This is a genomic window from Shewanella sp. VB17 (assembly GCF_013248905.1).
GTDB lineage: Bacteria > Pseudomonadota > Gammaproteobacteria > Enterobacterales > Shewanellaceae > Shewanella.
Genome location: NZ_JABRVS010000001.1, coordinates 672,473 through 688,558, shown reverse-complemented (window position 1 = coordinate 688,558; position 16,086 = coordinate 672,473). Strand labels below are relative to the sequence as shown.

Below are 16,086 nucleotides of genomic sequence, written 5' to 3'. Positions count from 1 at the left end.
TTACATCCATTTATGCCAGATATCTGACTGAAGACGGTAAGGAGTGGCGGCTAACTCTGCCATGGCCGGTGAACGGAACAGTGATTCAATTGCCCCTTGTTCATTAACCCAAGAAAGGCCCACTGCGGGGCCGAGTAAACTGTTAATGTCTGCAGCATTGAGCTTATTTGCCACTTGCATCCACACGGCATTGTTATAGCAGCGAAACAGCATGGGCTTATCGAGCATATTGACCGTCATTAAATTGATTAAATGCTCAGTCAACAGTTCGATACTCGTGCTATTGGGCACCGAAAAAATCACCGCACTACTGCGCCAAGCAAAGCTGGTTGTCAATATGGGTAATAAACTGCTATTGGCGCTAATGTTAAACAACACAGGGCTTTGGTCCAGCAAATATTCAAACTGACTATTTTGGAACAATTTTCTGAGTTCTGGTAGCGCTTCATGTTCATAAGCCTTTTGCATGGCATTGGGAACCCGCAGCGTATCGACCAAGATCCAATGCTGTAGCTGCGGTGACGAAGCAAAGGGAAAGGTGGGCATCATTCTTGAGCCTTAAGACAAGGGCAATCATCTCGCAAGCAGCTACCGTCGGCTTGCTTTTGGCACATGGAAACTGCCGCGATGTTATTGACCGCGATCATCTCCATCATTTCTGGCGCCAGTTGCAATGGCGTGGTGACACTTGGGTCTTGCGCGGCAATAGGTGCCTGAGCAGGTGCCGCCGCTGGGCTGGTCGTAGTTGAACTCGTCGTAGTTGAGCTCGTCGTGGCTGGACTCGCTGCTGCTCCTCCGCCCATAACTGGCATCGGCGGACGCTCGCCAATGGCGGTGCTGGTATAGTCGCTGCTTAAACTTGCCTCGGCTAGCTGTATTTGCTCACCTTCAGCCAATATGGCCTCTGCAACGGCAAGCGGTAATATCGGCGTTTGGCCCGCATAACCAGAGGCAGAGCCTGCGCCCCCCCCTGAGTTGAGGTTAACCGCTGAGCCGATTAAGTGCACGCCAGCTGGGTCGATTTTAATCACGCTCCCCCCTGCCTTGAGGGTGATTTCAGCGCCCGCCTCAATCACCACTTTTTGACCCGCTTTAATGTACACTTCAGTGCCAGCTTCTAATATTGAGGCTTTCCCGACTTTTTGATGCACACTGCCGCCGACCTCAAGACTGACATCGAGCTTAACCGCTGTGCGCCGCTCGCCTTCAATGGTGAGATGGTCATTGCCCTTGATTTGGCTGACACGCTCGTTATCTACGAGTAGGTGCTTATCACGCTTAACGTGCTCAGCCATGTCGTTTTCGACTAATGTATTGATGTCTTTTTGCGCATGCAGGTAAATTTCTTGCTTATCAAGCTCATCTTCAAACCTGAGCTCATTACTGCCTTCGCCTTTATGGGTTTGGGTTTTAATCACAGTGCGAGTTTTATGCTCGGGCAGCGCGTAAGGCACTTGATTGATGCTATGAAAAGTTCGCCCGGTAATAATCGGTTGGTCTGGGTCGCCCTCTAAAAAGCTCACTATCACTTCATGACCAATACGCGGCAGCGCCATCATGCCATATTGACCCCCCGCCCAACCTTGACTCACCCGCACCCAGCAACTGGCGCTATCATCGCCTTCGCCATAGCGGTCCCAAGGGAATTGCACTTTGACCCGACCAAACTCGTCACAGAAAATCTCTTCGCCTTCAGGGCCTACCACGGTAGCCATTTGTGGCCCCGTCACCAGCGGTTTAACGCAAGGGCCCGCCTGCCACGGGTTACTGGCGGGAATGGCCTCAAAGTCGTTACTGTAGCGAGTCGGCTTTTGCGTGTTTGCCTCTTCAGCGGCAGCGCCTTGCTCACCCGTATGGATGACCTTGGTTAACACCCAGTCACGGTTAAGCGCCGCATCACTGTGCTCAGCCAACGTAAACTTAGCGCCTGATATGGCCTGCATAATGTTACTGTGACCCACACTCATCTGCGCTTCACGGCGTAGGGACTCTTGTCTTACTTGGGCAATAGGCTTACCTGTGGCATCACTTTTGTAACGCCCAGGATAATCAAAGTGTTCGTAATCTGCTTGTTGAAATGCTAATTCTTTACCCGTACTATTTTGCAAAAAACTGTACTGCGGTTTTTTAAAACTTTGATCTTTTAAACTCACAATGGCGGGCTTTATTTGATGCTGATAAGCAAATGAACTGACAAAGGGCAATTCGGCCATACCACCGCTGAGGGCGTTGTAAGGGAAAGGCGTCGCGAGTGCACTCAATTTAGTGGTGCTGTCACAAAACACTAACGTGTGCTTGCCTTCTGTGTGCTCAAAATAGTAAAACAGCCCAACTTCTGCGGCTAAGCGGCTGATAAAGTCAAAATCAGTTTCTCGGTATTGGACGCAATACTCGCGTACATCAGATTGAAATCTGGCATCGCAGCTAAAAGCATGATCGCTGATCCCCATTTCAACCAGCAAGGTTGAGATGATGGTCAACACACTTTGTTGCTGAAATATACGGCTGTTTTGCCTTAACGTCAGTCGAGACAAGGCCGGCACTAAAGTGATGCTATATTGCGTATGATGATGACCCGTATCACCTTTACTGAACTGACTGACAATACCATGAACGTGACGCTCAATGCTGTCACCTTTGCTCCAACTCATTAAGCCTGCTTGGTCAACAATGGCTTCAGGGGTTAAATCATCGAAGCGACTTAATAAATTAAGTTTGACTTCAAAGGGTTGTGATAGGCTTTCGACAAACTTGAAATCCAGTACACCAAAGCGAGTGTCATCTAAGCCTTGAGCTGTAAAATGAAACCGCAATCCTGAGCCTAACTGCGCCATAGCGAATATCCTTGTGTAAATCGGTTCAATAAAAGTGGGAGCACCAAAGAGTGCCCCCACTTTAAAGAAGTGTACTTAACGCACTTTTTGAGCGTAAGCGCTCAAATGCTTATGCTTCAACCGGGGCACGCCAGTCATCAGCACCTGAAGTACCTGAAACAACGTGATCCCAATTAATTTTACGGTAGCCCATTGATACAGTGATCAACTGAGTGAAATCCGCTTGAGTAGGATCTTGACAATGAGGCATGCCGAAGTTGATGTCTACAATCGTGGCGCCTTCAAGTGAAGTGGTAAAGTAATGCTCTTGCTTACCTTCAATAGAGGTACGGTACCATTTAAGCTCAACTTCAGTGATTTTTTCACCTGTTGCTAATGCGTTATACATTAACGGCACAGCTTTGTTCAAGGCAACGGTAAATTGAAATGGCTTGTGAACGCGCTGACCTGAAGGCATACCAGACTGAGGATCGGTTGGCACAGTAACGACGTGATCAAACTGTTGAACCATCATTTGATCTGCATGACCTTCAACAAAAATATCACCGACAGAATCAGCGGTGAATGCACCTGCTGTGATATGGCCCTGAGTTTCGCCTTTGATTGAGATATAACATGGTGTTGGCATAGGAATTCCTTTTATTAACAATTAATTAACGATGCACGTTATCGTGATCTGCCCAATATATAGCAAGAATAGTGCCAACTAACTAAATCGTTGATTTAAAAGGATATGATAAAAATAGAAAAATAGGCTGGGCCATATATGGCCCAGAGCTGAGCAAGATCTGGCCCAGCGGGCAATATATGGCCCAGCTTTTTGGTTGATAAATAACCTATCAAGGCATAGGCAGAATAAAAAACAGCCAACAAGCTTCAGTAAACAAAAGAAATGTTAAGTATTCGTTTTTTTGAATACCGTTTATCAGGGAGTATTTTTCATGAGCGTTGTCAAAAATCATAGCCAGCCATTGTTAATCAATAACATTTCACCATTTATGCTCGAAACAAAAATGTCGCTAAATTCAACGCATACTTTCAGATGTCGCTGAACCCAAAGTGTGACATAAGCAGCTAGTGAGAAACAATCACTTAGCTAAATCATGTACCCATACTCTGACATAAAATATACTCATAGCCTGACAAATCGAAACACTCTCTAATGAACACAAATGGCAAAATGTCACTTTATTACAAACTGTAATAGTGCTTTACCCATTTACCTTCGAATCAATAAAACAAACACTATTGCAGCTTAACCTAGATTGGTTTGTATTAATGTACTTTTACTTCTATTACCAACAATAAAAATTTAGTTGTTTTCCAGATGAAGGATAATTGCATTTTTATGCATTAATCACTTACAACAGAGAATATTTAATTTTTCAAGATCTGCGAAAGTCAGACTGTTTATGTCAAAAAATACCCAATTCGCTCTATTATTTCAAACATATATTGCCGCTTAGATTTAGTGTTACACGAACAAATAATGTGTAGCTGTTATCCTTGGAATCTAAGATTCTTGTTTACCGTTTTCGGCATCACATGCATGTTATTTATGATCATAAATAAAAAGTATTAGCGCTGTTAGTCCAATGGGGACTAGCGGAGCTAAAGCTAAAAGCAGGGCTATGAGTACAGAATAGAGATCAAAACATATAAAATATATTGCAACGCCAACCGACACAGGAAGTGTCGATCTTTGAAATCTGACATAATGGATCCGATGAGATTATTTTTAATGAGTGTGACTCAAGTAGCCTACTTTGCAATGGAGCCTTATAATTAACTTGTACCAATAATTCCAATCCCTTAATAACTGAGCGGTACAACAAAGCCCTTCCATATCGCCTTTAGCATTCTTAGTCAGCCAACCTCAGCTCCGATATTCACGAAACTCGCAATGAATTGTAAAACCAAAACATTTACAAATTTGGGGTTGTCAGATGTCTGTATATATAGTAACATGCAGCGAGTAAAATGTAATTTTATATAAATTAAAAAAAGATATGTAACATGTTATAGTAATTTAATTTTAGAATAAGAAATTAAAGGGAAAGATAAATTCAGATGAACTGTAATTCTAATAACATAACCTCAAAAAAAGTTTTTCAAGAAGCTGTAAAACTCTCATTTCCTCTGGTAATTTCTCAATTTTTATTTATGTCCAGCGGTTTCATTTCTAACTTGATGTTATCTCGAGTAAGTGAAAATGCTTTCGCGGCAGGCTTATTCATCAATGTGATACAAATTATTTTAGTCACGGTTATTTTCGGATTGTTATCTTCTCTCAGCCCACTTATAGGAAAAGTTATCGGGCAAAAACAACAGCTTGAACATGTTGGTCAACTTTTTATTTCCGGATGCATTATTTCTTTTCTACTTTGCATTCCGATAATCTGCACACTATATTTTATTGAACCTATTATGCTAGCTATTGGCCAACCTCCAAGTCTTGCCCAACAATGTGCTCTATATTTTCATATATATTTATGGTCAATCCCGGCAGCGGGTTTAATATCAGTATTTATACAATTACTTTTGGGAACATTTAAACAAATTATTGTATTTGCATATAGTATTGGCAACTTATTTCTATCATCAATTCTTAGTTACATCCTCATATTTGGGAAACTAGGATCCCCTGCTTTAGGATTAGAAGGGTTAGCTTGGGCTGTCTCAATTTCATCGTGGTTAGCTGTGATTTTATTAGGTACTTTTATTTTACGCCACCCAGATTATCGAGATAATAAATTATTAAATTTAAAGAATAAAAACATCCGTAAACAAATGGCTAGTATTACTAAGCTCGGACTACCAGTTTCAATCCATATAGGTAATGAAATGTTTTCTTTCTTATTTGTCATTACGATGGTAGGTTGGATTAGTATAGAAGCACTGAATATGCAACAAATTGTTACACGCTACCTGTTAATGTTTGCCATTCCAATATATGGCCTTTCCCAAGCAATAACTGTTTCGATCAGCAAGCAATTTGGAGCAAAAAACATCAGTGAGATCCAAAGTATTGGCCAAGCATATATAAAAATTGGAATAATATATTCTGTTTTTTTACTTGTGGTATTTACAACAATACCTGACACACTTATTAGTCTATTTATAGAAAATAAATCAGAAAACACCAATATGTATTACACATTATCAATTATATTGATTTTAGTTGCTGTTGGCCAAATTTTTGATTCAATAAAAAACATAATAACAGGTGCATTACGCGGACTTCATGACACTAAATTCCCAATGAAGGTTAGTATCATTATCGCTTGGCCAATTGGTGTGCCACTTGCATACCTTATGGGATTTACATACAACGGTGGATTGATTGGAATTACCCTTGCTCATATTATAACTATTGCACTTGTATGTATCTGCTTATATCTTCGCTGGATTAAACTATGTAGAAATATGACATCCTTTATTGGGTTTCAAGAAGCGAAGGAAATGTAAACCGAAGATATTTAAGCGTTGTTACAACACTTAAATGTGTGGTACTGCGCTTAAGGCCCTTCATCAGAGGTAGCAATGCTACAAAAAATATCAAATTTAGAACATGATAAATCAAGACTCTATTCACATCGATTAGATTTTGGCATGATACAATTAAAAATAAGCCATGATTAGAGTAAGTTGAGAGATTATTAAATAGTTTTTTATTAAAAACAGGAAGTTGCACTCATTTTATGATCAAAAATCTCGTGCGAAATATCTCACCAATAGAGCAGGCCTTTACACTGTTCAATACCTTGGAAACAAGGTCAAACATAAATTTAACAGGTATATATAAGAGTTTATGCATTGAACATGGTAAAGGGAGTAGTTATAAGTCATTTCATAATAAACTACGAAAACCAGAATTGACTCAACTCCTTTGCCTACTTACCGAGCAGGCTACTAAAGAATGGTTACTTGAGCTCCTAAAAGTACTGAAATCAGAACGTGAATATAAAATAAAAGCTCAGCTAAGGAAATGGTGTCGATACTTCAGTAAGTTTCCTTGTAGAGCCCATCCAGATAGAGGTGAGCAGACTCTTTTTGCACCGCAGACTGAAAAAGCATTACTAATAATGGATAATCCATTATATTTAAAGGGTTACAGCTCCTTAAGAACCAACCTATGAGATTCACGTAAAGAGATTTAATATGACAATACTGACCAACATAAAAGTCAAAAACAAAGTTTCATTATTAAATACTAAAAATATTTCCTAGTAAGCTTCATTCCTTTGATTTATTAAATCAAACCCGAGATTATTTAAAGTAAAATGAATGTAGCTCTAATAATTACCTAAGGTTTAAATTAAGAAGAGTAAATATGACAACCTCAAGGAAGAACACCACATTTAACTATGACGATATTGCTATCGTTTCAGCTGTTCACCACGGTCAATTACTTATAAATAAAAGTGATTTATCTCTTGACATCAACTCCACTGTAAGTGATTCATTATCAAATTCGACACTTAACATTTATACTATATCCGATGAAACCCTATCAACTCATCCTATCGACCCCAATTTTTTCGCTCGTGAATGTCAGTCACCGGTACTCATCGACAATGATATAAGAAGGTATCTAGAAACAACTTGGCACTTATTAGAAGCAGCGGGGCTCACACGAAAAAATCTAAAAGATAATAACGATATTCGTGTGGGGATATATTTAAGCCCTACACAAAAATTCTCTTTGGAAATGCACTCTGATGACAACTTAACCAATAATCATAGTTATCAGCTACAAGGAAATAAAATCACAAACCATATTATCCGTTTTTTAGATCTCTCCCCTTCAAAAGTCATCACTGATAATAAATCTACCGTCTCGATAAACGCTGGCCCTATTGCTTATCAAAGTCTGCTAAATGATGACTGTCAGTTAGCCATTGTTATAGGGATAACCTTACCGTCGATTATAAAAACGACAAAAGGAAATGAACAAGAGCAAGCATTGAAAAATTCTTATGCTCATAAACCTTGGGCTGTGCTTTTAAAAAAGCTACCACAAGCCATTAGCCATAAAAATAATATTCTCGCTATTCTTAAAACGTATCAAGATGATAAAAACAAGACTTGTATATCGGCTTTAGAAATTTCCTCTCCCCCGGTCTCAACAATTGACTCAGAATATATTTCGCAAGAAAAATCTCACGAAATAATTGTGTTATCAGCCAATTCTCCCGATGCCTTATTACTCATTGCATCTCAATTGCTGAGCCATATCCAAAAGCCAAGTGAACATAACACCAGCAGTGTTAAATCCGACCACAATTACAGCCTCACAGATCTTGCTTACACTTTACAATTTTGCCGTGAAGAGATGAACTATCGTCTCGCCATGGTGGTAAATAATTTTGAACATTTATCGCTTGGTCTCGCCCAATACCTCCTCAACGAGGGTCACGCAACTGCGCAGGCACAACAGACTCTAAAACTAGCACAATCCATTACGCCTATCTCTCTCCATCGCGGTGATATTAAGAGCAATTCCCAATTACAAAGCTTATTGTCTGGAAGCAGTGGAGAATCCATGATTAAGGCTTTATTGATAGAAGGGAATTTCAACGATCTGGCATTGTATTGGACACAAGGAGGAATTATTCCCTGGAAGTCGCTGTATCAGGGCAAGTCTCCTAACAGAGTCAATTTGCCCGGCTACCCATTTTATCAACCGCCTCAACAACCAACAACAGCGACTGACGCTCAGTGCTTAAACGGTGAGCTTGGGGAACAAGCCTTACACCACATGACCACAGAATCCATTGAAACGATATTACTCAATATCTGGAAAGAGTTGCTCGGCTCAACGCAAATTAGTCGGCACCAGAATTTTTTTGAAATAGGTGGTGACTCACATTTAGGCATGCACATGATGTCACTGCTACGTGACGCCATGGATATAGATCTGCCGTTAAATTACCTCTATGAAGCACCGACGGTGGCTAAAATGAGTGAAAAACTCATGTTCATGATGGCACTGTCAGCAACAGATGATACCTCTACATATCAAGAATATGAAGAAGGCATCATCCTTTAATCCCCCCCAACCTATAAGGAAATATCTAGTGTTAAAACAACCTCCATTACTTAAAGGCATTCGTGTCATCGATTATAGCCACTTTCTGGCGGGTCCTTACGTTTCACGTTGCCTAGCAGCACTTGGTGCAGATGTCATAAAAGTTGAGCGGCCAATAACCGGAGATGCAGGACGAAGTCACCCCTACTTCATCAAAGGAGAAAGTGGCTATTTTCTGCAACAAAACATGGGGAAGAAAGGTTTGTGTGTCAATGTAAAAGACCCGCGAGGTCTCGAATTGATGAAAAAACTGGCAAGTGAGGCCGATGTATTTGTAGAGAACTATCGGCCAGGTGCTTTGAATAGACTAGGTTTAGGCTACGAAGATTTAGCCAAAGAAAATCCCAAATTGGTGTATTGCTCAGTCTCAGCCTATGGTCAAACAGGCCCGGATTCAGATCGTGCCGGCTTTGGTTTGATCGCAGAGGCAAAGAGTGGGGCTATGGACTTGATAGGTCAGCCAGACGATATCCCACCACTGATGCGCATGCCCGTAGCTGATATGTACGCGGGCGCTCATGGTGTTGCGGCCGTTTGTGCAGCCCTTTTTAGCCGCCATAACACAGGTGTAGGTCAACATATTGATATTGCTTTATACGATTGCATGGTCTCTATGCATGATTTTGCGGTTCAATTTCATACTCTCAGTGACGGCACTGACGTAATACAACGCAGTGGTCATAATCTCCCGCAATCTACTGTATATGGCGTATTTCCTGCAACAGATGGCGCCTTGGTTATCGCTGCACAAGTAAATGACGTATGGGGGAAACTCGCTCAATTAATTGGTGGAGAACAACTCGCCAACGACACTCGCTTTCAGACTGCCGCCAATCGCAATGCACACAGCCAAGAGGCGGTTGCCTTAGTTAAAGAATGGACCAAAATGCGCAGCGTCAAAAGCTGCCAAGAAGCACTCGATCAGGCGGGCGTTGCTAATGCTCCGGTACAAACCATAGCTCAGGCCTTGTCAGATCCTCAAATCCAGTCACGGAATATGCTTATAAAACAAGATCACCCGGTATTAGGACCCATTCTTATGCCAAACGTACCATTCAACTTTTCCCATGTTGAATCACAGCCTCTGGACATAGCCCCTGATCTTGGTCAACACAATAATGAAATCGCCTCTAACCTCGGCTACTCAGACTCTGAGATTAATGAGATGATAAGAGATGGCGTTTTATACGAAGCCCCTACTAATTGTGACACCCCCTAACGCGAAGGAAGCGCATACTAATGCAAACCATTCCCTTATTACTTGCAGATTTTCAGAGCAAGGGCATAGCCCTTAGCCTGGCTGATGGTGCACTGACTTATCGTGCACCTAAGGGTGCACTCACACCTACAAACCGGGAGATTTTGAGTACGCACCGTGAAGCTATTATGGCTTACTTGTCCGCTCAGGCAGCAGGGCTAAAAAAATCGGTTAAACTCGAAAAGTCGACGAGTTTGATACCGTCCGTTCTACAGGAAATTTGGTGGAACTGGTATGGCCTACCGCAAAGGCAGTTAAATCAGGAAAGATTGCCTATGGTCAAACTATATCAGAACACCAGCTATAATCGCCTTGAAGCCGCTATCCAACAACTTATTACCCGGCACGACACTCTACGCACCTCATTTAAAGAGCAACAAGGTCACTTGCAAGTTGTCCTTAATCCACCCGAAACATTTCCAATTGAACAGGTAAGCTATAAACCTGTCAACTCGAATATAGAAGATGATAGTGAATTAAAGAAACTCGCGGCAGCTTTTTCAGAGGAACAGCTACCACTTGATGGAAAGTGGCTCATTCGAGCCAAAATAATCAGCATTTCAGCAAATAATTTCCTGCTGTTGTTTGTTTTTCACCATATTATTGTCGATGCAGCTTCATTAATGCTGATTATCGCCGAGCTAGATAAGCTGATATCAAGCGAGCCCCCGGTTTCTCTGCCACCCGCCGTACAATTCACCGATTATGCGGCATGGGAGCGAACATACCTCAGCGAGGCAAAACGCCAGCCAATACTGGATTATTGGGCCCAACGTTTACAGCAACAATCAGCGTTAGTGGCTCCTGAGAGTAAACAGGTACTCAGCTGGTGCCCAGGCGTAAAGATTGACTACCAATTTTCATTCGACAACAAGGTACTGCGTAAAATAAACACCTATGCTATTGAACAAAAGACATCTCTTTATAATGTCCTACTCACCGCTTTTGGTATTACCCTGGCACGCTGGTCCGGTATTGACCGTTTCCCGGTCAGATGTATTGGTGACCTGCGGATCACACCCGCCCTAGCTCCTATTATTGGCTACCTGGTATGCAGTGATCTGGTTGAGATATCCGTACCCGAGAAGATTAATTTTAATGCAATGTTAAAATCTAATGAAGTTGAGTACCACAGTTCACTCACACTCAGGTTACCCACGCTCCTTCGACATCCACTCCATGGAGAAGGAGAGGGGATAGAGGATCCGAGACACGTAGCCACAACTATCAATATGTTCTCTATTCGTCAGCCCGGCGCAGCCAGCCAGCAAACGGACTCCTTATGGCCCCCAAAAGTGACGCGTTCGTCCGGTGAATTATGGCCTATTTTACTTCCCTCTATCTACTTGCGCTTACTGGACTACGGCGATTTTTTGCAAGTGTCCCTTGAGTTAAATGACAAGCAATTGACCTCTGATGAACAACAGACATTGCTCGATACATTCTTCGATACGGTGGCAGAATTTCTGCTCTAATGAAATATTACTCAACCGAGACTTAAATCACAGGAGAACACAATGAAAGCCTTATTAAGCACAATCCCCGGTGGCCCGGATACCCTAGAACTGCGTGATATTCCGTCCCCGGCTCCCGCACCTCACGAAGTGCGAGTAAAAGTCAGATCCTGTGCAGTCAATTACCCTGATGTTCTTATTATCAAAGACCATTATCAGGACAAGCCGCAACGGCCCTTTATCCCTGGTTCCGAAATGGCCGGCATTGTAGATGCTGTGGGATCTCAGGTAAAAAGTTTAAAAGTTGGCGATCAAGTATTCGGCGCAACAGGCAATAAAGGAGGTATGGCAGAGCAAGTAAATATTCCTGAAAATGACTGCTATATCATCCCCCCGGGGCTACCTTTTGAAGAAGCATCAGCACTACTGCTAACCTATGGCACAACATATTACGCACTAAAAAATCTGGCACAATTAAATCGAGGAGAAACACTGCTTGTGCTTGGAGCTGGCGGAGGTGTCGGGCTTGCGGCAGTTGAGCTGGGAAAGGTGATGGGCGCTCAGGTTGTGGCTGTAGCATCTTCTCAGGAAAAGCTAGACCTGGCGCTTCGCCATGGTGCTAGTGCGGGTGTCATCTGCTCGCGTGACCCGCTAGACAAGAATGCAGCCAAACATTTTAAACACCAGCTTAAAACTGTGTGTGGTAATACAGGTCCCAATGTCATATTTGATCCCGTTGGCGGTGATTATACCGAGCCAGCACTGCGTAGTATTGCCCATAATGGACGTTACCTAGTGATAGGGTTTACCGCAGGAATTCCCAAAATACCTTTCAACTTGGTTTTACTAAAAGCATGTCAGGTGATGGGGGTACTTTGGGGGGCATTTGCCAGCCAGGAGGCTCAAGCCAATCGCAACAATGTTCACGAGCTAATAGCACTTTGCCAGCAAGGTAAAATTAAACCGTTTATCTCCGAGCGTTTTCCTTTAGCTAAAGCCGATGAAGCCATATCTCGACTGGAAAAACGCCTTGCTATGGGAAAGGTTGTAGTCACCATGGAAAGTGCCATTCCTGAAGTTGCCATCATGACAATAGAGGAATAATACCAATTGCATTAAGTAATTGTTCATTCAGCGGGAGTTCAAAGCCCTGAAGGCAAGGGTTGTATTTGCTCCTGCAATACAGACATTCGCCACATCCATGTGGCTTGCGGATGATTGAAGCTAATAGTTATTCTCGGCTCTGGCTTCCTGCTTCGCCCTACCTCCTGTATCCATACAGTCGTATATCAACATCATTCAACACAGCATGCAGGGCTTTGAAACCCGTCCTATGGAAGACTCTCAAACATTCCACTTCTGCTTTGCATTGACTCACAAGGGAACAACCATTCTTTCATCAATGCGCCTTGAATTGAAAAGTTTGAGAGCCTCTGAATTGGTCATATATTTAATGCAATTGGTATAACATTATGTGCTGCATGGCTTGCTGCATGCAGCGCATAAAAATGACACTGTAAACTGAATCACTTTATAACTGTTTAAAATTCCTCAGCATACGTGTCACATCGGCACTGCTGCCCGTAAAAAGTTCAAAAGCCCTTACCGCCTGATAGACTAACATATTAACACCATCCAAAGTCTGACATCCCATTGCCCGTGCAGCATGCAATAAAGCCGTTTCAGCCGGAGAATACACCACATCCGCCACCCACATGTCTGCGCGCAAGAAACTCAATGGCATAACTGTTCCTGGATACCTAAGTGTACCGATAGGCGTTGCATTAACAATACCCACAGCCTGAGCCATATCCTCTTTAGGAGTCAAACTCAGGCGAATATTCCGATCAGGGAAATGATGCTGGAGTCTGTCTGCCAACTGCAAAGCTTGCTTTTGCACCACATCAACAATCGTCAGTTGCTGCACACCAAGCTGCAGCAGCGTAAATGCTGTTGCAGCTCCCACGCCACCAGCCCCAAATTGCAACACACGACTCAGTCCAACACCGCTTAGATATCTTTCAAAGCATTCTCGAAAACCCTTGGCATCGGTGTTATAACCGATGCGTCGATTATTATGAAAGCATACAGTATTGACGGCCCCTATCGCTCTGGCCTCCGGACTGAGCTCATGTAGCAGAGGTATAACCTCCTGCTTACAGGGAATGGTGATATTAAGGCCTTTAAACTGCTGCTCTTGTGCCATATCGAGCAATTCAGCCAAAGTAGCCGTTATCGGGTCATCGAGATCGAATAAGCTATACTGGCATTGAATATTCTGTGCAGCAGCTTCCGCCTGATACAGCATCGGCGATAAGGATTTAGCGATGCCAGCACCTATCAGCCCTAAGCGACAGAGGGAGGTATCATCCTTTTCAGCGGTTAAAATCGAGTCATAACAAAGCTCACTCATAGACACACCGGGGCTTTAATAGCTGCCATCATTTTCTGTGTCGCTTTAAAAATGTTTTCAGCGTGTTTTTCGGCACTTAAATCACCATTTGTAGGGACTTCAAGAGACAGAACTGCTTTATCATCCAGCTCCGCCAGTAATTCATTGAGTGGCAGCATGCCACAGCCAGGTGCAAGACGACCAGAGCGCGCCTCCAGCAACAAAGTTTCGGGCGTATCCGGCACCTGCGCGACTGCATCACACAACTGCACAAAACTGATAGCACCAGGAGGCGCCCGATGAACATCTTGAGGTGAACCACCGGTACGAAACAGATGGAGTGCATCAATCAGCACTCCCCCGTTAGTTTGATCTGCCGCCACAACCACTTCGAGTGCATCATCGAAATGTTTTACCGCTCGCCAAGCCATATACTCCAACTCAACACGCAGTCCGTAAGATTTAGCAAGCTCACACAGATGAGCAAAATTATCAGTTAGCCGCGCACGATCAGGATCATCCCCGCAGACATTTAAACGTTGTGCCCCCAGGGCACTGGCAGTCTCCAGCAAACCTTGTAATTGAGAGACATTAAAATGTTCACCAATACCAATAAACTCTATGTCATTGACAGTAACCTCCTCATCTTTCAAACGCTGTTGCATCTGTTGACATACCTTTGACCCTACTGGTAATTCATAAAATACAGAACCATGAAAAGCAGGGTAAAGCCGCAAACCAATCGAAGAATAACCAATATTGGCAGCCAGACTGACCAATTCCAATGGCGGCACATCCAAGACCGATAGATGAGCAAGTGCCAGCTTAGGCTGGGTAATGATATTCATAATATATACTCTTAATAAGCTAAAAAATTGTTATTTATCATATTGAAGTCATCCTTCTGTGGCCTACCATGCTCGTAAATACTGCTCAGGTACCTCAATGTCTGCACCGCACTCAGCCGCAGCGCGAAACGGAAAGTATGGGTCACGCAATGATTCCCTTGCAAACAGCACAATATCCGCATCACCGCGTTCAATAATCTTTTCGGCCTGTTCTCCAGGAGTGATCATGCCCACGGCACCCGTGGTAATATTGGCATCGCGCCGTATACGCGCAGCAAACGGGACTTGATATTCAGCCTCAAAAGGTATTTTTGCTGTAGCGATATTCAGCCCAGTAGAGGTATCTATCATGTCAACACCATCTTCTTTTAGCCAGCGAGCCAACTGAACACATTCATCAATGTCCCAACCACCCGGCGCCCAATCTGTGGCCGATAAACGAACAACCAAAGGTAAAGGTCGCGGCCACTCTTCACGGATAACGCTAACCACAGCACGTAACAAACGGGCACGATTCTCCAGTGAGCCGCCATAGTTATCTTCCCTTTGATTCGACAATGGTGAAAGAAACTCGTGAAATAAGTATCCGTGTGCAGCATGAATTTCAATAACCTTAAAACCCGCTGCTCGAGCACGTCGGCTTGCGCCGGCAAAATCTTCAATAACTTTTTCTATCCCAGCCTCATCTAGGGCAATGGGAGTGCTGTATCCTTGGTTAAACGCCAGTGGGCTGGGAGCAAAAGGCGTCCAGCCTCCTGACGTTGCAGAAACCGGGCGTCCACCCAACCATGGCAAATCGGTACTGGCCTTACGTCCCGCATGTGCCAGCTGTATACCCGACACCGTCCCCTGAACATGTAGAAAATCAACAATCCGCGACCATGCTGATTGTTGCTGCTCATTCCACAAACCAGTACAACCACGGGTAATCCGCCCTTCTGGTGATACCGCCGTAGCTTCTGTGAAAATCAAGCCAGCTCCACCTATGGCCCTACTCCCCAAATGCACCAAATGCCAATCATCAGGCATGCCATCTTTCGCGGAATACATACACATAGGTGAAACCGCAATACGATTACGCAAGGTGACATTACCAAGCTTAAATGGCGAAAACAGTGACATTTTAAAACTCCTTACTGAAAAAACTTACACTTATCAAAGTGAGATCCTGCCGCGATGGTTATACATCAACGCCACTCAGCTCTTTGT

At 43.3% G+C, this 16,086-nt stretch carries 11 protein-coding genes; 5 read left to right on the top strand and 6 right to left on the bottom strand.

Annotated features, from left to right (window positions below; all coding sequences use genetic code 11):
• The 3 genes from HQQ94_RS02905 to HQQ94_RS02895 form a co-directional block, all read right to left on the bottom strand.
• Positions 1 to 549, bottom strand: a complete 549-nt coding sequence (locus HQQ94_RS02905; RefSeq protein WP_173293004.1) for a DUF4123 domain-containing protein — start codon at positions 547 to 549, stop codon at positions 1 to 3.
• Positions 546 to 2,834, bottom strand: coding sequence for a type VI secretion system Vgr family protein (locus HQQ94_RS02900; RefSeq protein ID WP_173293003.1), 2,289 nt, complete (start codon positions 2,832 to 2,834; stop codon positions 546 to 548). Before HQQ94_RS02900 ends, HQQ94_RS02905 begins: the two co-directional genes overlap by 4 nt.
• A gap of 109 nt (positions 2,835 to 2,943) precedes the next feature.
• Entirely contained in the window at positions 2,944 to 3,462 is a 519-nt protein-coding gene (locus HQQ94_RS02895; RefSeq protein ID WP_173293002.1) for an Hcp family type VI secretion system effector, read from the bottom strand.
• 1,442 nt (positions 3,463 to 4,904) lie between these two features.
• Between HQQ94_RS02895 and HQQ94_RS02890 the strand changes: the two genes are divergently transcribed.
• The 5 genes from HQQ94_RS02890 (at position 4,905) to HQQ94_RS02870 (ending at position 12,741) form a co-directional block, all read left to right on the top strand.
• Positions 4,905 to 6,302 (top strand): MATE family efflux transporter, encoded by a 1,398-nt coding sequence (locus HQQ94_RS02890; RefSeq protein WP_173293001.1) that lies wholly within the window; start codon positions 4,905 to 4,907, stop codon positions 6,300 to 6,302.
• Positions 6,303 to 7,167: 865 nt separating this feature from the next.
• Positions 7,168 to 8,886: a phosphopantetheine-binding protein gene (locus HQQ94_RS02885; protein WP_173293000.1), complete on the top strand. Its 1,719-nt coding sequence runs from the start codon at positions 7,168 to 7,170 to the stop codon at positions 8,884 to 8,886.
• A 28-nt stretch (positions 8,887 to 8,914) separates the two neighbouring features.
• On the top strand, positions 8,915 to 10,144 hold the full coding sequence (locus tag HQQ94_RS02880) for a CaiB/BaiF CoA-transferase family protein (RefSeq protein WP_217273983.1): 1,230 nt from the start codon (positions 8,915 to 8,917) through the stop codon (positions 10,142 to 10,144).
• Between the two features lie 20 nt (positions 10,145 to 10,164).
• A complete protein-coding gene (locus HQQ94_RS02875) occupies positions 10,165 to 11,658 on the top strand; it encodes a condensation domain-containing protein (protein WP_173292998.1) in 1,494 nt (497 codons plus the stop codon).
• Positions 11,659 to 11,700: 42 nt separating this feature from the next.
• Positions 11,701 to 12,741, top strand: a complete 1,041-nt coding sequence (locus HQQ94_RS02870) for an NADPH:quinone oxidoreductase family protein (protein ID WP_173292997.1) — start codon at positions 11,701 to 11,703, stop codon at positions 12,739 to 12,741.
• A 427-nt stretch (positions 12,742 to 13,168) separates the two neighbouring features.
• Here HQQ94_RS02870 and HQQ94_RS02865 read toward each other — a convergent pair whose 3' ends face one another.
• The 3 genes from HQQ94_RS02865 to HQQ94_RS02855 all read right to left on the bottom strand — a co-directional run bounded on the left by HQQ94_RS02865 (position 13,169) and on the right by HQQ94_RS02855 (position 15,999).
• Positions 13,169 to 14,050: a shikimate dehydrogenase gene (locus HQQ94_RS02865; protein WP_173292996.1), complete on the bottom strand. Its 882-nt coding sequence runs from the start codon at positions 14,048 to 14,050 to the stop codon at positions 13,169 to 13,171.
• Positions 14,047 to 14,877, bottom strand: a complete 831-nt coding sequence (locus HQQ94_RS02860) for a sugar phosphate isomerase/epimerase (protein WP_173292995.1) — start codon at positions 14,875 to 14,877, stop codon at positions 14,047 to 14,049. The genes HQQ94_RS02865 and HQQ94_RS02860 overlap by 4 nt, the downstream gene beginning before the upstream one ends.
• Before the next feature lie 63 nt (positions 14,878 to 14,940).
• Positions 14,941 to 15,999 carry an NADH:flavin oxidoreductase/NADH oxidase gene (locus HQQ94_RS02855; RefSeq protein ID WP_173292994.1) on the bottom strand — a complete coding sequence of 353 codons (1,059 nt, stop codon included), beginning with the start codon at positions 15,997 to 15,999 and terminating at the stop codon, positions 14,941 to 14,943.
• Positions 16,000 to 16,086: the final 87 nt, after the last annotated feature.